Genomic DNA, 25,565 nt, shown 5'->3' on the forward strand with positions numbered 1-25,565 from the left:
AAGGGTCAGGCCAGCTCGCGGATGCGGGCGTAGAGCGCCTGCAGTTCGGGCTGACGCAGGTAACGGTCGCGCAGCGGACGCGCCGCCTCGCGGAAGGCGTCCATATCGACCTCGTTGAACGCGATGCCGTAATCGGCCACCGCCGTGCGTGCGGCACCTTCGGACTCGTCCCACAACTTGCGCATCACCGGCACCGATGCACGCGCGGTGTCGATCAGCAGGTCACGGTCGCCCGGGCGCAACGCGTCCAGCGAGCGGCGCGAGATCAGCAGGATGTCCGGCGCATAGGAGTGCTCGCTCTGCGACCAGAAGCGTGCCGCCTCGAAATGCCGGCTGGAATGGAAGCTGCGCATGTTGTTCTCGGCGCCGTCGATCATGTGCGTCTCCATGCCGGAGAACGTGTCGCCCAGCGACATCGGCGTCGGGTTCGCACCCAGCAGGCGCACCAGGTCGATGAACATGTCCGACGAGGCCACGCGCAGCTTGAGGCCATGCAGGTCCTTCGGCGTCACGATGGGGTGGCGCGTGTTGTAGAAGCAGCGCGCGCCGCTGTCGTAAACCGCAAGACCCACGAGGTCGCGCGTGCCGAAACCGTCGAGCACGGTCTGCGCGATGCCGGTGTCGAGCGCATGGCGCATGTGCGCGACCGAATCGAACGCATACGGCAGGCACAGCGCCGTGGTCAGCGGAAATGCATTGTTCAGCGCACCCGCGTAGACACGCGTCATGTCGATCGCGCCGAAGCGCGCCATGTCGATCGCTTCGGCCTCGCGACCGAGCTGGCCGGAGTGGTACTGGCGCAGGCGCACCCGGCCCTGCGTTTCGCGCTCGAGCGTTTCGCCGATCCAGCGCACCGCCTCGACGGTCGGATAGTTCGATACGTGTACGTCGGTGGCGGTCAGCACGGTGGCCGCATCATCGGCGCGCAGCGCGCGGGGCAGCAGCGGCGCCGCGCACAAGGCACCAATGCCGGCAGCGAGGAAGGCGCGGCGGCTGGTCATGGGCTCGATTCCTCGGCAGTCGCGGCGACGACGGTCGCGCGGATTTCGCCGCGGCCTTCGAACACCACGTGTGCGCGCTGGCCCGGCAGAATGTCATGGATACCGGTGGCATTTCCGGTCGCGATCAGTTCGCCGCGCTTGAGCGGGCGTCCGCGCCGCGCCGAACGCGACAGTGCGAACGCGAATGCGGCGCGCAGGCCCCCAGGCAGCGTCGTCGCGCCACCGGTGCCGACGACGGCGTCGTCGATGCGGCTCTCGGCGCGCAGCGTGGCTTCGTCGAGCGAGGTCCAGTCCGGAATCTCGGCGCCGACCACCAGGCCGTTGTTGTTGCCGAAGTCCGAGACCACCACGCGCGGGCCCAGCACATTGATCGTCGCCAGCGGGCTGCTCGCCACTTCCAGGCCGACGAACAGCGTCGACGGCAGCGCGGCCGCTTCGTCAGGCGTCCATTCGGTCTTGTCGACGGGTGCGTCGGCGTCCAGACGCAGCACGTATTCGGCCTCGATCGCGCCGAAACCGCCCGGTGCGAACACCGCGATTTCCAGACCGTCGGCGGCCTGCTGCAGATTGCGCCGGAAGATCGGGCCGAGCAGTCGCTCGTCGCCGGAGCCGTCGCGCTTCTCGGCCGCGATGTAGCCGACCTTCCAGCCCACCACGTCGTCGGACCAGCCGGCGATCGCCGCGTCCTGCACGACATAGGCGTCGACCAGCGTGTCGGGGATGGTGCCGGGGAAACCGGGCAGCGCGTCGCCTGCGCGGCGGGCGCGCAGGAACGCGTCGACGATGCGCGCGGTCGTGTCCGCAGGTGCGTCCTGCACATCCGGGTGTGCGGTGCCGTTGTTCAACTGGATCTCCTGGCGATCGTGCTGCGCCGCAGAAGGCGGCCGCTGGGGATGTCTTGTATGGTAAACCGGTGTCATCTTCAATGTGCAGTGCGTCAAAACGCAGCCGTCGGGCCTCGGGAGGGCACGCAAACGCATGTCGTGGTGGAGAACGGGAGCGTGCATCGCCGCAATGCTGTGGGTCGCAGCCACCGGTGCCGCGGGCGCCGCGGTGCCGGCGCAGGACGATGAGGTGCCACTGCTGTCGCTGTGGGCCAGCGAGCCGGACGCCACGCCGGGGCGGATCACCGAGCGCAGCCTCGATCCGCGCGTGCCCGATCGCATCATCGAAGACGTGCGCGCGCCCTACATCGCAGTGCATGCGCCCGCCCGCCCCAGCGGTGTCGCCCTGCTGGTGACTCCGGGCGGCGGCTACGCGCGCATCGTGCTGGACAAGGAAGGCACGGCGCTGTTGCCCGCCTTCGTGGAGGCTGCCGGCATCACCCTGTTCGTGCTGCGCTACCGGCTGCCCGACGCGTCGCATGCGGAAGGCGCCGATGCACCGCTCGTCGATGCCCAGCGCGCGATGCGGACGATCCGCGCGCACGCAAAGGATTACGGCATCGATCCCGGACGCATCGGCGTCATGGGATTCTCCGCCGGCGGCCATGTCGCAGCGCGGCTGGCCACGGCGCGCGACGCCGCGTATATGCCGCGCGACGCGATCGACGCATACGCCTGGCGACCGGACTTCGCCCTGCTGATCTACCCGGTGATCTCGCTCGAGCCCGACATCGCACATACGGGCTCACGCACGCGCCTGCTGTCGGCCGCAGGCGATGCCGGGATCGCGACGCGCGAACGCTTGTCGCCCGCGCTGCACGTCGGCGCGCACACGCCGCCGCTGTTCCTGCTGCACGCACAGGACGACGACGTCGTGCCGGTCGGCAACACGCTGGCGATCCACGCGGCGGCGCTGGCTGCCGGCGCGCCGGCATCGCTGCACATCTTCCCCACCGGCGGCCACGGCTTCGGCGTGCGCGACGCGCATGGCCCGCTGGCCCGCTGGCCCCGCCTTGCGATCGACTGGATCGACGCGCTGGACACTTCGCCATGACCCTGCCCCCGTCTTCCGACGATCATCCCGACGACCCGCGCCGGCGGCGCCTGCTGCAGGCCGGCGCCCTCGCCGGCGGCCTGGCCGTGCTGCCCGGTACGCTGGCCGCTACCGTGGCGCGCACGACCACCGCACGCACGCGTGCAGGCCGCATCGGCGGCACGGTCGAGGACGGCGTCCATGTCTTCCGCGGCATCCCCTACGGCGCCGACACCGCGCCGCGGCGCTTCCAGCCCGCGCTCCCGGAGCTCGCGTGGCGGGGCGTGCGCGACTGCACGCGTTACGGCGCCTCGACCGCGCAGCCCGGACGCGACGGGCCGGGCAGCGAGGATTGCCTGTTCCTCAACGTCTGGACGCCGGGCCTGGCCGACGGCGCGCGCCGGCCGATCCTGGTCTACATCCACGGCGGCGGCTTCAACAACGGCTCGGGCAGCGATCCGCTCTACGACGGCGGCGCCTTGTGCCGGCACGGCGACGTCGTGGTGGTCACGCTCAATCACCGCCTCAACGCGTTCGGTTATCTGTACCTGCGCGACCTCGGCGGCGAGGCCCTGCAGCACTCGGGCAACGTCGGGCAGCTCGATCTGGTGCAGGCGCTGCAGTGGATCGCGCAGCACGCGCAGGCCTTCGGCGGCGACGCCGCCAACGTGACCGTGTTCGGCCAGTCGGGCGGTGGCGCCAAGATCGCCACCCTGATGGCGATGCCGGCGGCGCAGGGGCTGTTCCACCGCGCCTGGACGATGAGCGGGCAGCAGGTCACCGCCGCCGGGCCGCGCGCGGCGACACAGCGGGCGGAGATCTTCCTCGGCGCCCTGGGCCTCAAGGCAACCGACGTCGAGCGCCTGCGCACGCTTCCGATGCAGGCCCTGATCGAGGCGCAATCGGTGCGCGACCCATCGCGCGTGGAGAGCAGCGGGCTGTATTTCGGCCCGGTGGTCGACACCGTCACCCTGCCCCGGCATCCGTTCTGGCCCGACGCACCGCCGCAGTCGGCGGCGATTCCGATGGTCATCGGCAACACCCGCGACGAGACGCGCGCCTTCCTCGGCAACGATCCGGACCACTTCGCGCTGACCTGGGAGACCTTGCCGGCGAAGCTGCGCACGCAGCAGTTCGTCGATCTCGACCCGGCCGTCGTCGTCGCCGAATACCGGCGGCTGTATCCCGACTACACGCCGTCCGAGGTGTTCTTCGCCGCCACGACGGCCGGGCGCTCCTGGCGCGGCGCCGTGGAGGAACTCGAGGTGCGCGCGTCGCAGGGCGCGAACACCTGGGCCTACCAGCTCGACTGGCATCCCGACACCGAAGAAGGCCGGCGCACGCGGGCCTTCCATACGCTCGACATTCCGCTCGTGTTCGACACCATCGACGCGGCGGGTTCGAATACCGGCACCGATGCGCGCGCACGTGCGATGGCCGCGACGATGCGCGACGCTCTGCTGGCGTTCGCCCGCACCGGCAACCCGGACCACGCGGGCATGCCGCACTGGGCGCCCTACTCGCTGGCGCAGCGCGAAACGATGGTCTTCGATACGCCGAGCCGCCTCGTCGACGACCCGCGCGGTGGCGAGCGCCGTCTCTACCGCCAGGCGCCGTTCGTGCAGCGCGGCACCCAGTAAGCCGGCGCCGCCGTGCGCCCCTGATCAGGAACCTTTCGATGTCCAGATATCTCGCGCTCGCCCTGGGCGCCTGCCTGTGGCCGCCCGCGCCCGCACACGCCGACGACGATCCGATGCGACCGCCGGTCACGCCGATCCGCGCGAGCAAGATCGTGCTCGTCGGCGATTCCACCACCGCCGTCCAGGGTGGCTGGGGCGGCGCGTTCTGCGATCGCCACGTCGCCTCGTTCCTGGCCTGCACCAACCTCGCCCGCGGTGGACGCAGCACCTACAACTATCGCGCCGAGGGCTCGTGGGACATCGCACTGCACGAGATGCGCGCCGGTCCGTTCGATGCGGTCTACGTGCTGGTGCAGTTCGGTCACAACGACCAGCCGGGCAAGCCCGGCCGATCGACCGATCTGGCCACCGAGTATCCCGACAACCTGCGTCGCTACGTCGCCGACATCCGCGCCGCCGGTGCGCATCCGGTACTGGTGACGCCCCTGACACGCCGACAGTTCGAGAACGGCGTGCTGATCGACGATCTGGCGCCCTGGGCCGAGGCGACGCGCGCGGTCGCGCGCGAACTCGACGTGCCGCTGGTCGATCTGCATGCGCGCAGCCGCGCCCTCGTGCAGGGCATGGGGGCGGTGCTGGCGATGCGCGCGGCGCAGCGTCCGGCCGCCCCCGAGCAGGTCGTCGCGGCGCAGGCGGGCACGACGATCGGCACGCCGCCGTCCGCCGCCCCCGCGGGCACGACACCTGCGCCGCCTGCCGCGCAGGACAACGCGGCGGCCGAGCCGATGGGCCAGGCCAAGCTGGCATTCGACTACACCCATCTCGGGCCCGAGGGCGCCGCGCTGTTCGCGGCGATCGTCGCCGACGAGCTGGCGCAGCAGGTGCCGGCGCTGCGGCGCAACCTGATTCCCTGACGCGACTTACCTCGTCGTCCCCGCCGCGTCGTGCCGACGGCGGCGGTGACACAAGAGTCGCCGGCGCGCAGCCGGCGATTCCCGACCTCAGCGCACCTCGACGACGTTGTTCAGGCGCGTCACTTCCTCGCCGTCATCCGGCAGCGCGATGCGCACGCGGCCGCCGCGCGGATCCACGCCGGCGGCATGCGCCAGACGCAGCGTGGCCTTGCGCGGCTGCAGATCGCGCGGCGCGGCGAGTGCGGGAATGTCGGCGCGGGCGAATTCACGCCCACGCGCATCTTCCAGGATCGCCACGCCGCCCGGTGCGTCGGCGTGACCGAGGCTGTGCACGGTCACCTCGACCGCGCCATCGACCACGCGCACGTCGCCGCGGCCGATGCCGAGGTCGGCGCGCAGTTCGACCGGCGTGCCGGCCTCGATCAGCTCGAACTCGAACACCTGGGTCTGGCCCGCCGCGAACGACAGGTCCACCGACGTGCTGGACTCCAGCAGCACCTCGCGCGTCTGCGCATGGCCGTCGATGGTCTCGTCGCCGTTGCGGTCCACGCCGCTGGTGATGCGCCAGCGTCCGGGGGCGACGTTCCAGCCGGTCATCGCCGCGTTCGCGGTGCGGGCGCCGGTGTTGTGCGCGATGACCTTGAAGGCCTCGCGCGACGGCGCCGAGACCAGCAGCGCCACCTGCTCGGCCTGCGCATCGTCGGCGAAACGCCAGCTCACCGTGTGACCCGGATACGTGGTGTTGCGGCGCAGGGCCAGGCCGCCCAGACGGGCGCGCTGCAGGAATTCGCTCGGCGCCTCGACGCGGTCCGACCACCAGTGGCCTTCGGTGTTCATGTACTCGCGCATCGCCTTGGCCTGGATGCCGTCGGCGTGCAGCGCTTCGAGGTAGGCCTTGTTGCCGGTCTGCTGCCAGGCGAACACGCTCTGCACGCCGGTGTCGCCCTTGTCGGCCGACTGCTGCAGGCGCTTGCCCCAGTCCTCGCGCCTGCCGAGCACGTCGACGTAGTTCTCGGCCAGGTTCGACAGACCCGCCGGTCCGCTGCGGTCCACGCGGTACTGCAAGGGCCGCAAATACCTGTCGTCGCCGGTCCAGCGCCACGCCGCCCAGTACAGGTGCATGGTGTCGGCGCCGCCCGAGCCGTCGAACAGATCGCCGCCGCGGCGCTCGCCGGTGGCCCAGTTGATCTCGTTGGGCAGCTGCCAGGCGCCCTTCTCGTCGGTATAGGCGTGGGCGAGATAGCCGTCGGCCAGCCCGGTGATCATCGCGCGACTGGTCGGATCGGCATTGAACACGCCGAGCAGGAAGGCCGGGTGCAGCACCGGGAACGAATACGGCTTCTGCCACTGCCAGCGCGGCTCGCGATAGACCTTGTTGCCGCCGAACCAGTTGCTGGAGAACAGCACGTGGCCTTGGGAATTGCGCAGCACGATCTTCTCGTCGAGATCGTGCACGGTTTCCATCAGGCGCGTCATCGTCAGCGGATCGCCCCAGTTGAGCAGCGCCATCGCGCTGTTGGTGTTGATGCCTTCCTCGTAGGCATGCAGCTCGTCGGTCTCGATCGTCGACAGGCCGCCGGCGAACATGTCGTTCGCGTAGGCGGCATCGGCCAGTGCGGTGATCGAAGCGTTGATCTTGTCGGGCATCACGCCCATCAGCGCCAGGCCCGGCCACTGCTGCGACAGGTCGCTGTCGTCGGAGATGCCGCCGCCGAAATCGCCGAATTCCACCTGGCGCTCGTCGATCCACCATTCGATGAAGCGGCGCACGGCCTTGAGGTCCTCGAGCTGACGGAAGGCCCACAGCGGCACGCCGGCCGGCGCCTCGGGCTGCTCGAACGGCGGCAGGCCCTGGCTGTTGTAGCTCATGTAGTTCCAGTAGCGGCGACCGAGTTCGTGATCCGGATCGACGCGCAGCAGATCGCTGATGTCGGCGAACACGCGCTGGTAGAGGCGCTGGCGCTTGGAGGTGGTGTGCTCCTCGACGAGGAAGCCCCAGTTGTCGCGCACCTGGTTGAAGCGGTCGGCGACGTGCTCAGCGATGGCTTCTTCGCGCGGCTTGTAGACCATGCGCACTTCGGCTCCGTCGAGCGTCGCGGCATCGAAGCCCGGCGCCGCCGAGGCGATGCTGATCCACAGGCTGTCGTCGGTGAGGATGCGGTCGCGCAGGTCCAGCCACAGGGTGCGTTTCTGGCCCGGCGTCACCGAGACCGACACGTCGATCATGTCGCGCGCCGGCCAGATCGGATCCTTGATGCGGATGTTGAGCGGAATGGCCGCCGCGCCCTCGACGCTGTGCGTCGCCGGCAGATCCAGCGCGGGAATGTCGATGGCGACGCCGTCCAGCCCGTCGTACATGTTCTCCCAGCTGTGCGCCCAGCTGCGGATCAGCGGCTGCGCGGCGGGCGCATTGCCGATGCCCGAGGGAATGAGCACGTGCACGATCGGCTGCTTCGCTTCGCGCACCGGCGGGGTCCTGCGTTCGCGGAACGCGGCGCGGCCCGGCAGCGCCAGCACCATGCTGCGTTCCTCGGGCGCGTAGCGACCTTCGATGAAGCTGCGCAGGTCGGCGAGATTGGTGTAATCGATCTCGGCATTGCTGCGGATCGTGTAGGCCTGCTTCACCGAGCCTTCGGGCTCGGCGGCATCGCTGACGTGGTAGGCCCAGATTTCCTGGATCGGCGTTTCCTGCGCGGTGTTGGCGAAGCGCAGCTGGCCGCCGCGTCGGGTGTCGAAGCTGTCGACCGTGCGCACCACGCCCTGCGGCCGCGCGAACAGCGGCTGCAGGGTCTCGGCATCGGCGCCATAACTCGCTTCGCCGTAGGCGGCGCCGCGCAATTCGATGCGGTTGAAGGGCTCGTCGGGCAGGGTCAGGTCCAGCGCCTTGCCGCCGTCGACGTAGGTGTTCCAGTCGGGCAGCTGGAAGTAGTCGTCGCGCCCGCGCAGCCGCGAGCGGTTGTAAACGCCCGGCCACGTGGTTTCGGCGATGCCGTCGGTCGCCTTCCACATCCACTGCTTCAGATCCTTGGTGTCGGCGAACTCGACCTTGCGGATCGTCGTCACCGGCGTGGCGAGCAGCGGCGGCGCGGCGCCGTTCGACCAGCCGTGGCGGAAGAGCCACGCGGCATGGCGGTTGTTGGGCGCGACTGATGCGGTCGGCGCGCGGAAGCTGCGCACCGCCTGCACGCCGCTGGCATCGAGCATGCGGTCGTGCACGCGGATGTCGTCGAAATCACTACCGCGCAGGAAGTTGTAGCGGCTCTGCACCTGGTGCGGCGCGAGGATGCGTGCGGCCAGGCCGAACTGGTCCAGGCCCGCGTCGTAGTCGAAGCCGGCCTGCGCATTCGCCGGGCGCGCCTCTCGCGCGACCTCGCGGCCATCGACGTACAGGCGCACGCCGATGGTCTCGTCCCAGGCAAACGCCACGTGCGTCCACGCATCGGCCGCGGGCACGCTGTCCATCTTGAACGACACGCGCGTGCGCGCCAGATTGGCGTCGGTCACGAATGCATCGAAACCTTCTCCGTTCCAGTCGATGCGCAGCCAGGCCATGTCCCAGCTGGAATGGTCGGCATAGCCGACGCGGAAGATCACGAACGGCGCCTCGCCGACCGGATCGCGCGAGCGCCAGAAGAAGCTCAGCGTGCCGCGCGCGGCATCGATGTTGCCGGGCGCGTTCCACGACAGCACCCCGTCGTCGTCCCATTCGATCGCGCGGCCGCGCACGCCGTCGTCGACCAGGCGCACCTTGTCCTTGAAGTTCGGTACCGGATCGCCGACCGCGGTGTCGGCGACGAAATCCTGATCGGCCGACACGTGGAACAGCAGGCGGGGCGTGTCGTCGGCATGGACGATGGCGGACAGGCCCAGCGCACAGGCGACGGCCAGGACTCGCTTCGACATCTGGTTCAACTCGATCTCCTCGACAGCGCGCGCCGGCCGCGGCCGGCACGTCATTACGGATTGTCGGCCTGACGGCCCTCCAGCGCATGGCGTTGGCGCCACTTGCGCAGGTCCCGCGCCAGCAGGGCCTGGGGCCACACGCCGTACCAGGCGTAGCCGGTGCGGCGTTCGGCCGACATGTCTTCCAACGACGCGACGATGGTGCCGCCGCGGTCGACCAGCAGGGGCTGCTGCCGCTGCAGGTCGTAGAAACGCGCCCAGACCGTCGACCCCGGCCGGGCGATGAGCCGCACAGCGCGCGGGCGCTGGCCGGCGGTACCGACACGCTCGATCGCGGTGTCCTCCAGATCGTGCGCGTCGAACCAGCGTGCCGCGTGTTCGATCGCATCGACGATGCGCGGCGACGGCGGCTGGCGCATCAGCAGGCGCACGATCGTCACCGACTCGGCGGTCGCCAGCGACGGCAGCTCGTAACTGCGGGCGGTGGCCGGCTGCAGCGTGGTCTCGTCGTACTGCGCGGCCCAGATGGTCGGTGTGCCGTCGATGCGCACCTGCAGATCGAGGATCAGTGCGAGTGCGCGCTCGACCGCGTTCGCGGCAGCCTCGCCGCGCAGCGGCTGCAACGATGCCACCGCGCCTTCGCCTTCGGCGATGTCCTGCAACAGGCCGACGACCTGGGTCATGGCGTCGTCGTTGAAGGTCACCTGGCCGCGATAGCTGGAACGGTCCGGATGGAACTGCGGCCAGCCGCCGTTGGCGTACTGCGCGGCGAGCAGATAGTCCACGCCGCGCACCGCGGCATCGCGATAGCGCGCGTCGCCATGCATGCGCCAGGCCTGGCTCAGATGCGCGATCTCGCGCGTCGTCGCATCGTTGTCGATGGTGGCGTCGTCGGCGCGGTCGGCCGCCGCGAGTGCGGCGACGGCGGCGGCCTCGAAGGGCTTGGCATAGTCGATCGCCTTGCCGTCGAGATGCTTGGGCCAGCCGCCCGACGCGGTCTGCGCCTGCAGCATGCGTTCGGCGACGGGATCGGCGCCGGCGGCGAACGCGCCGTGGGCGGCCAGCAGTCCGGCCACCAGCAGCGCGGCCTGCCACGCACGCGTCGGACGTTTCATTCGAACGGTCTCCAGTCCTGCATCAGCGTGGCGGTGTCGGGACCGGCGTCAGTGTCGCGCAGCCACGACACGCGTCCTTGCAGTGCGCTGCCCGTCCCGGTGTTGGCATGCTCGGCGAACCGCGCGGTGTCCCGGTTCGCGGGCTTGCCCCAGTCGTGCCAGCCCTCGGACGGCACGGGTGCATCGATGCGGCAGCGTTCGAAGCGCGTGGCGCCGTGCGGGCGCCAGGGTCGACCGAGATGGACCCGGGTCACGGCCGGTGCGGCCGTGATCGTGCAGTCCCGGAACACGAAGCCGTGCGCCTGCTCCGCCGGCGTCGACGGTGCGGCGAGGTAACCGTCGCCGACCGAATGCAGCGTGCAACGCTCGAACAGCGCGGTCGCCGCGCCGAACACGTAGTCGACCGTGCCTTCGATGCGGCAATCGCGGAACCAGGCCCGCGTGCCGGCCTTGCGCAGGTACAGCGTGTCCTGGTGGCCGAGCAGATGCACGCCGTCGAAGGACGCGCGCGTACCGTCGACCACCAGCGCCACCGCCTGGCCGACGGGGCCGGCGTCGTTGGCGATGGTCAGGTGTTCGGCGTGGAAATCGTCGGCGCGGACGAACATTGTCGCCGAACCGTAGGTGCCGAAGGGCTGGCCGCTGCGCGGGTCGATCCGGGCAGCGTCATGGTCGTGCACGATACGGGTCTGCGTCGCGCCCGCACCGGTGAGCCGCAACGCGGGCGCCCCGGGCGGCACGTCGACCACGCCGCGCCAGGTGCCGGCCGCGATCCGGATCGTGGCCGCATCACCCTGGGCGACGGCGGCTTCGATCGCTGCCTGCACGCTGCCGTACGCATCGGCGCCGGGGCCGACGTCGAACGTGCGTGCGGCCTGCGCCGACTGCGCGAACAACGCACACGACAGTGCGAGCCAGACACGCCCCCGCCACCGTCGCCGGAGCGACGGCAGCGGGTGACGCAGGGAGGCCTCAGAAGCGATAGCGCGCACCGACGTAGTACTGGCGACCCGTCGTGGTGTAGCGGTCGGGCAGCATCAGGTCCGAATCGACGTAGCGGCGGTCGGGCGTGTCGAGCAGATTGATCGCCTCGAACGTCAGGCTGAGCTTGTCGTTGACCTTCCAGGACGTGTTGAAGTCCACGTTGCGCACGGCGTGCTTGCCGGTCACGTCCGCGGTGCCGAACTGGTTGCCGTCGAGATCCCACACGTTCTCGCGGCTGAGGACCTCGCCGATGTAGCCGTCGCGATAGCTGGTCGACACGCGGGCGCTGAAGCGGCCGTCGTCGTAGTACAGCGTGGCGTTGTACGAGTTCGGCGACAGGTTCACCAGCTGGTTCTCGGTGACCTGGGTGACGATGGCGGTGTTGTTGCTGGCCGCGGTACTGAACAGATACTCGATGTCCGAATCGACGTGCGTGTAGTTCATCTGCACGCCGAACTTGCTCCAGAAGCCCGGCAGGAAGGTGAAGGGCTGCTGGTAGGTCAGCTCCCAGCCCTTCAGCGGACCGCCCGGCGTGTTGTAGTAGCTCTGCACGTTGAAGATGGTGTCGGCGGTGAAGCCCGGCGGCAGCAGGTCGAGCGAGTAGCCCAGATCCGACCAGGTGCTGAGCAGGCGGGTGCGCTGCACGTAGCTCTCGATGTCCTTGTAGAACACCGCCGCCGACAGCAGGCCGCCTTCGGCGAAGTACCACTCGGCGCTGAGGTCGTAGTTGGTCGAACGGAAGGGATCGAGCTTCGGATTGCCGAGGTTGATCGAGTAGTAGCGGCCGTCGTCGAAGAAGTTGGTCGGGCCGCCCGTCACGCTGGGCGACATGTAGGTCAGGGTCGGGCGGGCCATCGTCTTGGCCGCACCGAAACGCAGCACGAAGGTGTCGCTCAGATCCCAGGACAGGTTCAACGAGGGCAGCACGTCGGTGTAGTTGTGGCCGACGACGCTCTCGACGACGAAGCGGTCGCCCGCGGCGGACGTGGCATTGGCCACGCCGAACACACGCTCGCAGTTGGCCTCGCCGCCGGTGGGGCACGGCGCCCAGCCGGCCGCGCTGATCTGGGTCTTCACCAGGCGCACGCCGACATTGCCGCGCAGCGCGCGGTCGAGCAGATCGGTGTTGAAATCCAGCTGGGCGTAGGTCGCCATGCTGCGCTCGTTGACCGAGAAGTTGTTGTTGGCCGAACCGAAGTGGCCGATGCCGGCCAGTCGGTAGTCGCCGCCGGGCACGCCGTTGTCGGCGTTGCTGTAGATGTTCAGCGCCGCGGCGATCTTGTCGAAGTCCGGAATCAGCCACGAGCCGGGCATGTTGCCCGAGAGGTTCTTGCCGAAGCCCTCGAGCGTGGTGCTCAGATCACCGATGGTCACACCGGCCGGCAGCGCCTGCGGCAGACGGCCGTAGCTGATGTGCCGGTACTCCTCGCTGCGCATGTCGTAGTCCTTCCACGCCAGGCCCGTGCGGAAGGTGAAGGTGGGATCGAGATCGAACGACAGGTCGACCTTCGCCGAATCGAAGGCGTTGCTGACGTAGTTCGGGTTCAGGCGCACCTCGCTGATGTTCGCGCCGCGCGCGGTGCCGTTGCTGTTGACCGGCACCGCGCCATAGCCGAGCCACTGCCAGGCACCGGCGCTGCCGGTGTCGAAGGGGAAGGTCATGCTCGGCATCTCGGGATTGCCGCGCAGGTCCAGCACGAAGCCGTCGAGATTGGAATTGTCGAAGCTGACCATCGAGAACACCGGACGCGAATAGTCCGACGACGAATGACCGACCGTCGCGTCCAGACGCACGGCGTCGTTGAACCGGTGCTCGAGCTGCAGGCTGAACTGCTTGAACTCGGTCGACTCCTCGATCTGGCTCGACTCGGTGCGGAAGTCGACGTTGTCGAACACCGCGTACTGCAGGCGGTTCCGATCGTCGACCTCGGCCTCGCGCACGACGATCTGGGTCTTGCCGCCGAGGTTCGCCGCGCGGTGCAGGTTGGCACCCAGCGAATCCTCGCGCTGGTCCTTCTCCAGCTTCGAGTACAGGCCGTCCACGCTCAGCAGGGTGTCGTCGCTGATGCGGAACTGGAACGCGCCGGTCACGCCTAGACGCTCGATGTCGTGCTGGGTGCGCACGTAGCGCGGATAGCGCGGAATCCACGCGTTGGTCGCCGTCTCGTAGGCGGCGATGTTCTCGGGCGTCGCCGCCGGACGCGGCAGGCCGGTGCCGCAATTGGCGGCGTCGATGCCGTAACCGCCGTAGCCGTTGTTGCGGTCCTGGTTGGCCTGGCTCCCGACGCCCGGACGGGTCTCGTTGGCCAGCGGATTGCGTGGCGTCTGCGGGTTGTAGCCGGCCGGCGAACAGAAGCCGTAGATGCCGTTGTTGGCCGCGTTGGACTGGTTCGAGTTGCGGTGGTTGCCGTGTTCCCAGCGGATCGGGTTGTAGCCTTCCTCGAAGATCGTGCGCTGGCTGTAGGAAGCCGACAGCAGTGCGCCGACGCGGCCGTCGGCCCAGGTGTTGCTGATCAGGCCGGAGATGCGCGGATCGCTTTCTTCCGACAGCTCGTTGTAGCCGACCTGCGCGCTGGCCGAGGCGCGGAAGCCCTTGAAGTCGAACGGGCGCGATCCGCGCAGATCGACCGTCGAACCCAGCGAGCCTTCGTCCATCTGCGCCGATTGGGTCTTGTTGACCTTGACCTGGCTGAAGAGTTCGGAGGCGAAGGTATTGAAGTCGAAGCCGCGCGAGCGGTTCACGCCGGCGCTGCCACTGCCGGCGGTGGCCAGTGCCTCGAGACCGTTCAGGCGCACGCGGGTGAAGTCCGAGCCCAGGCCGCGCACGGAGATACGCTGGCCTTCGCCGCCCTCGCGATCGATCGAGATGCCGGCGATGCGCTGCAGCGATTCGGCGAGGTTCTGGTCGGGGAACTTGCCGATGTCCTCGGCGAAGATCGCATCGACCTGCTCCACGCTGTAGCGCTTCTCGTCGAGCGACTTCTGCAGGCTTTCGCGATAGCCGGTGACGGTCACCGCATCGAGATCCACGGCGCGCGCGTCCTGCGACGACTCCTGCGCGAGTACAGGCGACGCGAGCACGGCGGCGATACCGGCCGCAAGCAAGGTAACCGGTGTCTTCCGACGGTGACGGACGCGATCCATCATGGCTGTGCTCCCCGAGAAACGTGATGTGTTGCCGATGCCGGAGTGCGCCCTGCGCGTCTCCACGGCCGGAACGAATGACACCGCTGGTCATTCGAGGCGCGTACGCTAACAGCGTGACAGGCGTGCGACATCTTGCAACGCAACAAGACGGGGGCGGATGTCGCGAAAAGCAGCTGCGAACCCGGCATCCGCATGATTTCGGACGCACAAAAAAAAGCCGGAGCATTTCTGCTCCGGCTTTTCGGTTTGCGTCAGTCGAACCGTCAGAACTTGTAGCGCAGTCCCAGCAGATACTGGCGGCCCGTTTCGCTGTATTCCAGCGGCAACTGCAGGCTCGGATTGGCCACCCACGATTCCTGCGCGACGTTGGTGAGGTTGATGCCCTCCAGCGTGACTTCGAACTGGTCGCTGAGCTTCCAGCGCACCGAGGCGTCGATCGTCGTCGTGCCGTTCTGACCGTGCACACCGTTGCCAGCGCTGTCGAAGCCGATCTCGGTGCCCGGCACCTGGATCAGATAGTCGTCGCGGTTGGTCGCGGACACGCGGCCGGAGAAGCGTGCACCCTCGTAGAACAGCGTCGCGTTCCAGGCGTGCTTGGACAGACCCGTCAGATCGGTCTTCTGCGCGTTCGCACCGGTCGAGGTCAGGTACTGGATCTGCGAGTCGACGTAGGTGTAATTGAGCTGCACGCCGAAATCGCGCCACACGCCCGGCAGGAAAGTGAAGGGCTGCGTGTAGTTCGCCTCAAAGCCCTTGAGCTCGCCGCCGGGCGTATTGATCGGCACCGAGAACACGAACTCTTCGTTCGGCGACACGCCGGTGCCGTCGAGCAGGCTGACCGGCAGGCCGCTGGACGCAAAGGTGCGGGTCTCGCGAGTGTTCTGGATGAAGGAGTCGATGTCCTTGTAGAACAGGCCCAGGCCGAGCATCGCGCCTTCGTCGAAGTACCACTCGAAGCCGAGGTCGGCGGTCTTGGCGCGGATCGGGTCGAGCAGCGGATTGCCGCCGGAGACCGCGCGCGCGGAGCCGCTGATGTTGACGTTCACGCCGGGCGTCAGGCTGCCCAGACCCGGACGCGACATCACCTTGGCCGCACCGAGGCGGATCAGGAAGTCCGGCGCGATCTCGGCCACCAGGTTCATCGACGGCAGCGTGTCGTTGTATTCGCGCGTCACCGTGGTCGGGACCGGCGTACCGGTAGCCGATGCGATGCCGCTCGATTCCTGGCGTGTGCGCACGTAGCGGACACCGAAGTTGCCCGAGAACGGGATCGAACCCAGATCGGTCGAGAACTCGCCCTGCAGATAGCCGCCGCGATCCTCTTCCGACACACCGCGCGTGCTGGCGGCGAACTGGGTCATCGCGAAGGTGCCTTCATTGCTGAAGATGCCGAACAGGTTCGCGATCCTGTTGAAGTCCGGCACCACCCACGTGCCCGGCGCGCCGGCCAGGCCGCTGAGGCTGGCGAGCGCGACGTAGTCGGCCGGCACAATCGTCGAGCCGCCCGGGAAGCTGGGGACGACGGTTTCATTGGCACCGCGGCGGAACTCGCGCGAGGCGAAATCGTAGTTCTTCGCCAGCACGCCACCCTTGAGGCGGAAGCCGGTCGAGATGTTCCAGTCGAAGTCGACCTGCGCGCTGTCGAAATCGTTCTCGACGTAGTTCTGGCGCAGGCGCACCGTCGAGAAGGTCCAGCCGTTGGGATCGGTCGGATCGACGCCGTAGTCGAACACCGGCTTGTACGGATTGCCGCGGTAGTCGTAGCTGTAGCCGTTGACGTTGAGCTTGTCCATCATCAGCGTCGCCTGCACGGGGTTGCCGTGCTCCGAACTCGACGTGCCAACGCGGCCGCTCATGCGGAAATCGCTGCTGAAACGGTGCTCCGCTTCCAGGCCCAGCTGGCGGAAGGTGGTGTTCCAGTGGTCGCGGCGGTTTTCCGAGCGCAGGTCGACGTTGTCGAACACGCCGTAGACCAGCGCGCCGTCGCGGATCTCGCCGTCGCGCACGATGGTCTGCGGCTTGCCGGTGCCGCTGCGGCTGAAGGAATAGGCCTCGATGTACTTCTCGTCGCGCTGCGCGTCGATCTTCGAATACAGACCGTCGAGCGAGATCGTCGTCTGGTCGGTCGGCTTGAACTGCAGCGAGGCGGTGACGCCGGTACGCTGCTGGTCGTGTTCCATCAGCGTGTAGCGCGGGAAGCGCGGGTGATAGACATCCGCAGCGCGCGCGGCCTGGAACGGCGAGCTGGCGGCGAACCCGCCGTTGCTCGGGCCGTTGGCCCAGCGCACGGTACCGGTCCCTTCTTCCACGCCCTTGCGCTCGCTGATCGCGAACGACACCAGCGCGCCTACGCGGCCGTCGGCCCAGGTGTTGGACACCAGCGCGGCCATACGCGGCGACACGCGGTCCGACGCGTCCTCATACGCGGCCTGCCAGCTGGCGGCCATGGTGAACCCGTCGTAATCAAACGGGCGCGAGGTGCGCAGATCGACCGTCGCGCCGAGCGAGCCTTCCTCGACTTCGGCCGAGGCGGTCTTGCGCACGATCAGCTGCGAGAACAGGTCGGACGCGAAGACGTTGAAGTCGAAGCCGCGGCCCCGGTTGGTGCCGCCGGCGCCGTCGCTGCCGCCGACGGTGCTCAAGGCTTCCATGCCGTTGATGCGCACGCGGGTGAAGTCCGGGCCCAGACCGCGAACCGAAATGTTGCGACCCTCGCCCGCTTCGCGGGTGATCACCACGCCCGGGATGCGCTGCAGCGATTCGGCGAGATTGAGATCCGGGAACTTGCCGATGTCCTCGGCGACGATCGCATCGACCACGCCCGCTTCGCCGCGCTTGATGTCCAGCGCCTTCTCGACGCTGGCGCGGTAACCGACCACGCGCACGGCATCGAGCTGGGTCGCATCCCCCGATGAACCGGTTTCCTGGACATCGTCGGCGGGGGCGCCGGTGGTCTGCGCCAGGGCAGGCAGGGCCACCGCCTGCAGCGCGAGCGCGATGCCCGTCGCCAGCAAGGTAACCGGTGTCTTTTTCGTACCGAACAAACGGGTCATGTTGGTCCCCTCCCAGGGTGCGAAGCGATCTCGGCGCGTATTGACTGCAGGGTCGCGCTTGTTATGGTGTCCGCCGGTGCCGAATGACACCGCGGGCCAAACGCTAGCAGAGCGGATTCTGCAAAGCATGTTGCGCCGCCACATCCACCCTGCCCGTACCTCCGGGCGATCACCAGAAGGCCTTGCCGCGATGGGCAAACGCATCCTGTGTTTCGGCGAACTGCTGCTGCGCTTGGGGGCGCCAAGTCGCGAATTCCTGCTGCAGTCGCGGCATCTCGACGTGCACGTCGGCGGCGCGGAAACCAATGTCGCGGTATCGCTGGCCCGTTTCGGACATCGCAGCGCACTGGCCGGCACGGTCGCGGCGAATGCGCTGGGCGACGGCGCGCTGGGCGAATTGCGCCGCCACGGTGTCGACGTGTCGCGGGTCGCACGCGCGGACGGGCGCATGGGCCTGTACTTCTTCGCGGCCGGCGCCGGCCTGCGCCCGAGCGACGTGGTCTACGACCGCGCCGATTCGGCGTTCGCGCGCGCCGCCGCGTCGTCGTACGACTGGCCGGCCCTGCTCGACGGCGTCGACTGCCTGCACGTGTCCGGCGTGACGCCGGCCGTCGGCCCGAACGCGGCCGAGTCGGCGCTGGGGGCGGTGCGCGCCGCCCGTGCGCAGGGCACCACGGTGTCGTTCGACGGCAATTTCCGCCCGAAGCTGTGGGCGACCTGGAATGACCGGCCCGCGCCGCTGCTGCACGGCCTGCTGGCCGAAGCGGACATCGCCTTCATCGATCACCGCGACATCGACCTGATGCTCGGGTCCGATGCGTCCGAGACCGGCGCGCCCGCGAGTGCCGAGCGCACCCTGCAGGCCGCGACGCGCGCATTCGCCGCATTTCCGCAGCTGCAGCGCATCGCGTGCACGCAGCGCACCGTGCACAGCGTCGACCGCCATGCGCTGGGCGCGCTGCTGGTCCGCCGCGACGGCAGCGCACAGCGTCTCGACCCGCTGCCCGTCGAGGGCATCGTCGATCGCATCGGCGGCGGCGACGCGTTCGCTGCCGGCGTGCTGCACGGCGTGCTGTCCGGACTGGACGATGCGCGCACCCTGGCGTTCGGCCTCGCGGCCGCGCGCCTCAAGCACAGCGTGCCGGGCGACTTCAATCTGGTCGGCGCGCACGACGTCGACGCGCTCGTCGACAGTGGACGGCTCGACGTGCGCCGCTGATCCGGACCGTTGCCCGCCAAACGCAAACGGCCCGCCAATGGACGGGCCGTTCGCGTTGCAGCGGTATGCGGACTCAGAGGTCGCAGAAGCAGTATGCGACCGCCTTGACCGGACGCCCCGGCTGCGGCGTGAGCACGCTTTCGATCAACGCGAGGTCCTGCTCGGCGCGTGGCACCGCGCGCACCAGGAGGCTGCGGGCGATATCGCTGTGGCCGACCAGCGCGCTGCCGAGGCGCCCGCTGACGAAGCCGGTCAGGAAACGACCGAACGGCGTGGCGGTCTTCTCGACGTAACGCGTGCGCCACTTGCCGTCTTCGAGACCGCCGAGTTCGGCCGCCTTGGCGATGGCGGTGCGCAGGCCACCGAGCTCGTCGACCAGGCCGCGGTCCAGCGCCTGGGTGCCGCTCCACACGCGACCGCGGGCAACGGTGTCGATCTCCTCGGCGCTGCGGCCGCGCGCCTGCCCGACCTTGCCGATGAAGTTGGCGTAGCCGCGATCGATGATCGACTGGATCGCCTGGCCCGCTTCGGGCTGCAGTTCACGGGTCAGGTCGAACGCGCCGGCGAAGCGCGTCGTGCCGACGCCGTCGGTCCGCACGCCGATCTTCTCGAGCGTGCGCGGGAAGGTCGGCACCAGCGCGAAGATGCCGATCGAGCCGGTGATCGTCGAGGCGTCGGCGTAGATGCGATCGGCGTTCATGCTGATCCAGTAACCGCCCGATGCGGCGACGTCGCCCATCGACACCACCACCGGCTTGCCAGCGGCCTTGAGTGCATCGACTTCGCGGCGGATCTGCTCGGAGGCGAACACCTCGCCGCCGCCCGAATCCACGCGCAGCACGACCGACTTCACGTGCTCGTCCTCGCGCGCCTCGCGCAGCAGGGCCGAGGTCGATTCGCCACCGATCGTGCCCGGCGGCTGGTCGCCACCGGTGATGCCGCCTTCGGCCACGACCACCGCGACCTGGTCGCGACGGTCGGTGGCGCTCGCGGCAGGCGAGACGTGCGCGAGGAAGTCGCGCATCGACACCTGGCGGAAACCGCCCTCGGCGTCTTCGTCGGCGACACCGCGCTCGACCAGCAACTGTTCGACTTCCTCGCGGGTCTTCAGGCCGTCGACGAACTTCTGCGACAGCGCGTACTGCGCAAGGTCGCCCTGCGCCGCGGCGATGCCCTGCGGCAGCGTGTCGATGCCGGCGTTGAGTGCCTCGGGCGAGATGCCGCGCGCGCGACCGATGTCGGCGATGTGGCGCTGCCAGATGTCGCCCATCCAGTAGAGGTCGGCTTCCTTCGATTCGGGCGAGGCGCCGTCAAGGATGTAGGGCTCGGCCGCCGACTTGTACTCGCCCACCTTGAACAGATGCACGTCCACGCCGAGCTTGTCGGCCAGCGCTTCGCGGTAGTACTGGCGGTAGCCGGCGATGCCTTCGAGCATCATCCCGCCTTCGGGGTCGAGATAGACCTCGTCGGCCTGCGCGGCGAGCAGATACTGCTGCTGGCCGAAGTACTCGCCGAACGCCACGACCTGCTTGCCGGCCGCGCGCACGTCGGCCAGCGCCTCGGCGACTTCGCGCATCGACGCGTAGCCCGAGAACGTCAGCCGGTCGGTGCGCAGCAGCACGCGCTCGATGCGGTCGTCGCTCTTGGCCGCTTCCAGCGTGCGCAGCACGTCGCGCAGCTGCACCTCGCCCACGCCGCTGCCGCTGTTCTCGGCCAGCGCGCGCATGAACGGATCGGACTTGTACTGCTCCACCAGCGCGCCTTCGGGCGCGATGACCAGCGTGGTGCGGTCGAGCAGCGGCGCCTGCCGCGAACCGCCGCCGACGATGGCCAGCAGCACCAGCAGCGCGATCAGGAACAGCAGCCCGAAGAACAGGAAGTTGAGGATCAGGCGCCGGATGAAGTTCATCCCGTCCCAGATCCCGACCACGAAGCGCGTCAGCGGCGCGCGGGGTTGCACAGTACTCATGCGTTGAACGGCTCCATCAGAAATTCGAATCGGGTCGCATCCGCCGGCAGCGGCGCGGCCCACGGTCCATCCCATGCCGGCAGACTACCCGGCGCATGTGCAGGCCGCATGCGCCGGTCGTCACTGTGCCGCGGGACCGGTCGGCGAGACGGGCACGCGCCAGCTGCTGCGCAGGAACCGGCTGCCCAGCAGCACGGCGGCGACGGTCAGGCCGGCGATCAGGCCGATCCACATGCCTTTCGGCCCCCAGCCCAGCCCCAGGCCCAGCGTGGCGCCCAGCGACATGCCCACGCCCCAGTACGCGGCGGCGGCGAGAAACATCGGCACCTGCGTGTCCTTGAGCCCGCGCAGCGCGCCGGCCGACAGGGCCTGGATGCCGTCGGGGAACTGGAACGCGGCCGCGTAGAGCAGCAGCGAGCCGGCGAGTGCGGCCACCGCGGCGTCCTCGGTGTAGATGCGCACCACGTGATCGTGGCCCAGCAGCAACAGCACGCCCGACAGCGTCTGCGTGGCCAGCACCAGCACCAGCCCGGCGAAGCCGGCGCGGCGCACGCCTGCACTGCCCAGCCCGCGGCCCACGGCATTGCCCACGCGCACCGTCGTCGCCTCGGCCAGACCGAAGGGCACCATGAAACACAGCGCGGCGACGTTGATCGCGATCTGGTGCGCGGCGGCCTCGAGTTCGCCCAGCCGGCCGATCAGCAGCGCGGTCACCACGAACAGGCTGCCTTCCATCGTCACCGTCACGCCGATCGGCAAACCGGTTCGCAGCAGGCTGCGGATTTCCGTCCAGCGCGGCGGGTCGAACCGGGTGAACAGCTGGTAGCGCGCGAAGCGCTTGGACACCGCGAGATACAGCGCGAACGCGCTCGCCTGCGTCCACATCATGATGGCCGACGCGATGCCCAGACCGCCGGCGCCACCTTCCGGGAACGGGCCCCAGCCGAAGGCAAGCGCGTAGCCCATCGGCACGAGCACCACCAGGCCGCCGAAGCCGAACACCATCGTCGGCAGCGTCCAGTGGATGCCGTCGCTCAGATAGCGCATGCAGAAGTAGAGCGTCAGCGCCGGCACGCCCCAGCGGATGCCGTGCAGGAACGCGGTCGCGCCCGGCACGATGTCGGGCGCGATGCCGAACGGCCCGAGCAGCGCGGCCAGTGCCGTCAGCAGCGCGAACAGCGCCACGCCCAGCCCGGCGGCCAGCCACATGGCCTGCCGGAACAGCGGGCCGACCTCGGCCTGGCGGCCTTCGCCGTCGAGCTGCGAGACCGACGGCGGCACCGCCATCAGCGTGCCCATCGGCACCATCAGCGGCAGCCAGAAGATGGCCGTGCCCACGGCGACGGCCGCCAGCGTGGCGGTGCTGTGGTGGCCGGCGATGACGGAATCGACGAAGCCGATCAGGCCCGTGGCGACGTGGCCGGCGACCAGCGGGGCCGCCAGAACGGCGGTGCGCCGCACTTCATGGCCGAAGCGCGGCGGCGTGACTGCGGAAGACATGGGATGGCTCTGCGACTTCGGCCGCGCGTACGACGGATGCGTGCGCTGGCACCGGGGCGCGAAGGACGTGCATTCTAGCGGTTCGCCGCGACCGGGGAGTGACACGCGCGGCGCCCTGTTCCACCGTCCCTGTCCGCGGCGACGCCGCTGCGGCCTTGCCAGGAATCCGCCCGCGCATGTCCCACGCCCTGCCGCCGCCGTCCGATGACGCCCATCCGTCTGCTTGCGAGAACTGCGCGACGCCGCTGCAGGGCGACTACTGCCACGCCTGCGGCCAGTCCACGCACAGCCCCGTGCGCCACGTCGGCCATGCGGTTGAAGAGGTGTTCGAATCGTTCTGGCACCTCGACGGCCGCATCTTCCGCACCCTGCGCGACCTGTGCGTGCCCGGCCGCATCGCCGAGCGCTACCTCGCCGGCCATCGCGTGCGCTACGTCGCGCCGATGCGGCTGATGGTGATCCTGACCCTGCTGACCTTCTTCGTGGCGAAGTTCGTCGTGCAGGACGCCGTGGCGGAGATGATGGCCGACGACAGCCCGCGCGCCGGCCAGCTCGACGACAGCTTCGCCCGCGCCGACACCGTGGCCGAAGTCGAACGCCTGCGCGACGAAACCCTCGCCGGCCTCGCCGAGACCCGCAAGACGACAGGCGCGGTGCCCGGTGTGACCCCGCAACTCGAAAGGGCCGAAGCCGCCGTGCGCGCGGCGGCGGCCGAACGCATTGCCGCGCTTGGTGGCGATGCCACCGGGCCCGCGGAGACCACCAGTCCGCAGAGAACGGCGGACACCACGGCATCCGAGGAAACGGCCGCGACACCCAGCACCTCGCCGCGCGCACCCCCGACCGTGGGCGGGCCTTTCGGCGAACGCATCGAACGCAATGTCGAGCGCCTGAACGACGACCCGCAGGTCTATGTGCGCGCAGTCCTCGGTGTCGCGCCGACCACGCTCTTCATCCTGGTGCCGTTGTTCGCGGTGATGCTCAAGCTGCTGTACCTGTTCCAGGGACGGCTGTACCTCGAACACGTCGTGGTCGGCCTCTATAGCCATGCCGCGCTGATGCTCGGCCTGCTGCTGGTCCTGGCCGGCGCACTGGTCACGCCCTGGCTGGCGACGCGCGCGGCGTGGGCCGCCACTGCGGTCGGCTGGCTGCAGACCCTGCTGCTGTGGGCGATGCCGGTCTACCTGCTGCTGATGCAGAAGCGCGTCTACCGGCAGTCTTGGCCGTGGACGCTGCTGAAGTTCGCGGTCATCGGCCAGCTGTACTTCGCGCTGTTCCTCAGCGTGGCCATCCCGATGGCCGGGTACGCGCTCTACGCGCTGTAGCCGGACCGCAGGCACGGGGCCGGCGCGCGACCGACGCCCCTGGACCGGTGCGCCGCCGGGTCGGCAGCCAGCGGACCGTCATCGCGACTCGCTATAATCGGCGCCATCCCATCCTTCCCCGACGCCGCCCCACCGGGTCACGGCGCGGGCCGGCGCAACCGGAGCCCCCATGTCGCAATACATCTACACCATGAACCGCGTGTCCAAGGTGGTCCCGCCGAAGCGGCAGATCATCAAGGACATCTCGCTGTCGTTCTTCCCGGGCGCGAAGATCGGCCTGCTGGGTCTCAACGGCGCCGGCAAGTCGACCGTGCTCAAGATCATGGCTGGCGTGGATACCGATTTCGAAGGCGAGGCCCGTCCGCAGGCCGGCACCAAGGTCGGCTATCTGGCGCAGGAGCCGCAGCTCGATTCCGAGATGACGGTGCGTGAAGCGGTCGAGGAAGGCGTGGGCGAAGTGCTGCAGGCCCAGGCCGCGCTCGACAAGGTCTACGACGCCTACGCCGAGGAAGGCGCGGATTTCGACGCGCTGGCCAAGGAGCAGGAGCGCCTGGAGGCGATCCTCGCCGCCGGCGATGCGCACACGCTGGAGAACCAGCTCGACGTCGCCGCCGATGCGCTGCGCCTGCCGCCTTGGGATGCCAAGGTCGGCAACCTGTCGGGCGGCGAGAAGCGCCGCGTCGCGCTGTGCCGCCTGCTGCTGCAGAAGCCGGACATGCTGCTGCTCGACGAACCGACCAACCATCTCGACGCCGAATCGGTGGAATGGCTGGAGCAGTTCCTCGCCCGCTACACCGGTACCGTCGTGGCAGTCACCCATGACCGCTACTTCCTCGACAACGCCGCCGAGTGGATCCTCGAACTCGACCGCGGCCGCGGCATTCCATGGAAGGGCAACTACACCGAGTGGCTGGTGCAGAAGGACGAGCGCCTGAAGCAGGAAGAGAACCAGGAGAAGTCACGCCAGAAGGCGATCCAGAAGGAACTGGAATGGTCGCGCCAGAACGCCAAGGGCGGCCGCTCGAAGGGCAAAGCGCGCCTGGCACGCCTGGAAGAACTGCAGTCGCAGGACTATCAGAAGCGCAACGAGACCAACGAGATCTTCATTCCGCCGGGCGAGCGCCTGGGCAACTCGGTGATGGAGTTCAAGAACGTCAGCAAGAAGTTCGGCGACCGCCTGCTGATCGACAACCTGTCGATGATCATTCCGCCGGGCGCGATCGTCGGCATCATCGGCCCCAACGGCGCGGGTAAATCCACGCTGTTCAAGATGATCACCGGCCAGGAAAAGCCCGACTCTGGCGAGATCGTCACCGGCCCGACCGTGCAGCTGTCCTACGTGGACCAGAGCCGCGACAAGCTGGAAGGCAACCACAACGTCTTCCAGGAAATCTCGGGCGGCCTCGACATCCTCAACATCAACGGCACCGAGATCCAGTCGCGCGCCTACATCGGCCGCTTCAACTTCAAGGGCCAGGACCAGCAGAAGATGGTCGGCTCGCTGTCGGGTGGTGAGCGCGGTCGTCTGCACATGGCCAAGACCCTGCTGCAGGGCGGCAACGTGCTGCTGCTCGACGAACCGTCGAACGATCTCGACATCGAAACGCTGCGCGCGCTCGAAGACGCGCTGCTCGAGTTCCCGGGCAACACCTTCGTGATCTCGCACGATCGCTGGTTCCTCGACCGCATCGCCACGCACATCCTCGCGTTCGAAGGCGACAGCCACGTCGAGTTCTTCCAGGGCAACTACCGCGAGTACGAGGAAGACAAGAAGCGTCGCCTCGGCGATGACGCGGGTCCGAAGCGCCTGCGGTTCAAGGCGCTGAAGTGACGCATCCGCCCGCGCCTGCCGAGCAGGCGCGGCCTTGCCGGATCGTC

The 25,565-nt window shown here is 69.0% G+C and carries 15 protein-coding genes; 6 read left to right on the top strand and 9 right to left on the bottom strand.

Features of this window, described 5'->3' with window-relative positions; all coding sequences use genetic code 11:
* Positions 1-5 precede the first annotated feature (5 nt).
* Together E2F49_RS08295 and E2F49_RS08300 are read right to left on the bottom strand one after the other, a co-directional pair.
* Complete coding sequence (locus E2F49_RS08295) at positions 6-1,001, bottom strand: TRAP transporter substrate-binding protein (protein ID WP_133393358.1); 996 nt, start codon at positions 999-1,001, stop codon at positions 6-8.
* Positions 998-1,846, bottom strand: coding sequence for a 2-keto-4-pentenoate hydratase (locus tag E2F49_RS08300; RefSeq protein WP_425481344.1), 849 nt, complete (start codon positions 1,844-1,846; stop codon positions 998-1,000). The genes E2F49_RS08295 and E2F49_RS08300 overlap by 4 nt, the downstream gene beginning before the upstream one ends.
* 169 nt (positions 1,847-2,015) lie before the next feature.
* Here E2F49_RS08300 and E2F49_RS08305 point away from each other — a divergent pair, with 169 nt between their 5' ends.
* From E2F49_RS08305 to E2F49_RS08315, 3 genes are all read left to right on the top strand, one after another.
* Positions 2,016-2,939 (top strand): alpha/beta hydrolase, encoded by a 924-nt coding sequence (locus E2F49_RS08305; RefSeq protein WP_243713515.1) that lies wholly within the window; start codon positions 2,016-2,018, stop codon positions 2,937-2,939.
* Positions 2,936-4,558, top strand: coding sequence for a carboxylesterase/lipase family protein (locus E2F49_RS08310; RefSeq protein ID WP_133393360.1), 1,623 nt, complete (start codon positions 2,936-2,938; stop codon positions 4,556-4,558). Before E2F49_RS08305 ends, E2F49_RS08310 begins: the two co-directional genes overlap by 4 nt.
* 113 nt (positions 4,559-4,671) lie before the next feature.
* Positions 4,672-5,472: a rhamnogalacturonan acetylesterase gene (locus E2F49_RS08315; RefSeq protein ID WP_133393510.1), complete on the top strand. Its 801-nt coding sequence runs from the start codon at positions 4,672-4,674 to the stop codon at positions 5,470-5,472.
* An 87-nt stretch (positions 5,473-5,559) separates the two neighbouring features.
* Here the strand turns inward: E2F49_RS08315 and E2F49_RS08320 are convergent, their stop codons facing one another.
* The 5 genes from E2F49_RS08320 to E2F49_RS08340 all read right to left on the bottom strand — a co-directional run bounded on the left by E2F49_RS08320 (position 5,560) and on the right by E2F49_RS08340 (position 17,674).
* Positions 5,560-9,375 carry a LamG-like jellyroll fold domain-containing protein gene (locus E2F49_RS08320; protein WP_133393361.1) on the bottom strand — a complete coding sequence of 1,272 codons (3,816 nt, stop codon included), beginning with the start codon at positions 9,373-9,375 and terminating at the stop codon, positions 5,560-5,562.
* 53 nt (positions 9,376-9,428) lie between these two features.
* Positions 9,429-10,490, bottom strand: a complete 1,062-nt coding sequence (gene pelA, locus E2F49_RS08325) for a pectate lyase (RefSeq protein WP_133393362.1) — start codon at positions 10,488-10,490, stop codon at positions 9,429-9,431.
* Positions 10,487-11,386, bottom strand: a complete 900-nt coding sequence (locus E2F49_RS08330) for a pectinesterase family protein (RefSeq protein WP_165971151.1) — start codon at positions 11,384-11,386, stop codon at positions 10,487-10,489. The genes pelA and E2F49_RS08330 overlap by 4 nt, the downstream gene beginning before the upstream one ends.
* A gap of 76 nt (positions 11,387-11,462) precedes the next feature.
* Positions 11,463-14,618 (bottom strand): TonB-dependent receptor, encoded by a 3,156-nt coding sequence (locus tag E2F49_RS08335; RefSeq protein WP_133393511.1) that lies wholly within the window; start codon positions 14,616-14,618, stop codon positions 11,463-11,465.
* Between the two features lie 266 nt (positions 14,619-14,884).
* Entirely contained in the window at positions 14,885-17,674 is a 2,790-nt protein-coding gene (locus E2F49_RS08340) for a TonB-dependent receptor (RefSeq protein WP_133393364.1), read from the bottom strand.
* Between the two features lie 190 nt (positions 17,675-17,864).
* On the opposite strand from E2F49_RS08340, the gene E2F49_RS08345 reads away from it, so the two are divergent.
* Positions 17,865-18,893 carry a sugar kinase gene (locus E2F49_RS08345; protein ID WP_133393365.1) on the top strand — a complete coding sequence of 343 codons (1,029 nt, stop codon included), beginning with the start codon at positions 17,865-17,867 and terminating at the stop codon, positions 18,891-18,893.
* Between the two features lie 73 nt (positions 18,894-18,966).
* Here the strand turns inward: E2F49_RS08345 and sppA are convergent, their stop codons facing one another.
* Together sppA and E2F49_RS08355 are read right to left on the bottom strand one after the other, a co-directional pair.
* The gene (sppA, locus tag E2F49_RS08350; protein ID WP_133393366.1) at positions 18,967-20,862 is read right to left on the bottom strand and encodes a signal peptide peptidase SppA; all 1,896 of its coding nucleotides are present in this window, start codon (positions 20,860-20,862) and stop codon (positions 18,967-18,969) included.
* A 120-nt stretch (positions 20,863-20,982) separates the two neighbouring features.
* Positions 20,983-22,362: an MATE family efflux transporter gene (locus E2F49_RS08355; RefSeq protein WP_133393367.1), complete on the bottom strand. Its 1,380-nt coding sequence runs from the start codon at positions 22,360-22,362 to the stop codon at positions 20,983-20,985.
* Positions 22,363-22,538: 176 nt separating this feature from the next.
* On the opposite strand from E2F49_RS08355, the gene E2F49_RS08360 reads away from it, so the two are divergent.
* The gene (locus tag E2F49_RS08360) at positions 22,539-23,687 is read left to right on the top strand and encodes a DUF3667 domain-containing protein (RefSeq protein WP_133393368.1); all 1,149 of its coding nucleotides are present in this window, start codon (positions 22,539-22,541) and stop codon (positions 23,685-23,687) included.
* 169 nt (positions 23,688-23,856) lie between these two features.
* Entirely contained in the window at positions 23,857-25,518 is a 1,662-nt protein-coding gene (gene ettA / locus E2F49_RS08365) for an energy-dependent translational throttle protein EttA (RefSeq protein ID WP_133393369.1), read from the top strand.
* Positions 25,519-25,565: the final 47 nt, after the last annotated feature.

The sequence above is a fragment of the Luteimonas terrae genome, from assembly GCF_004358165.1.
In the GTDB taxonomy this organism is placed as follows: domain Bacteria; phylum Pseudomonadota; class Gammaproteobacteria; order Xanthomonadales; family Xanthomonadaceae; genus Luteimonas; species Luteimonas terrae.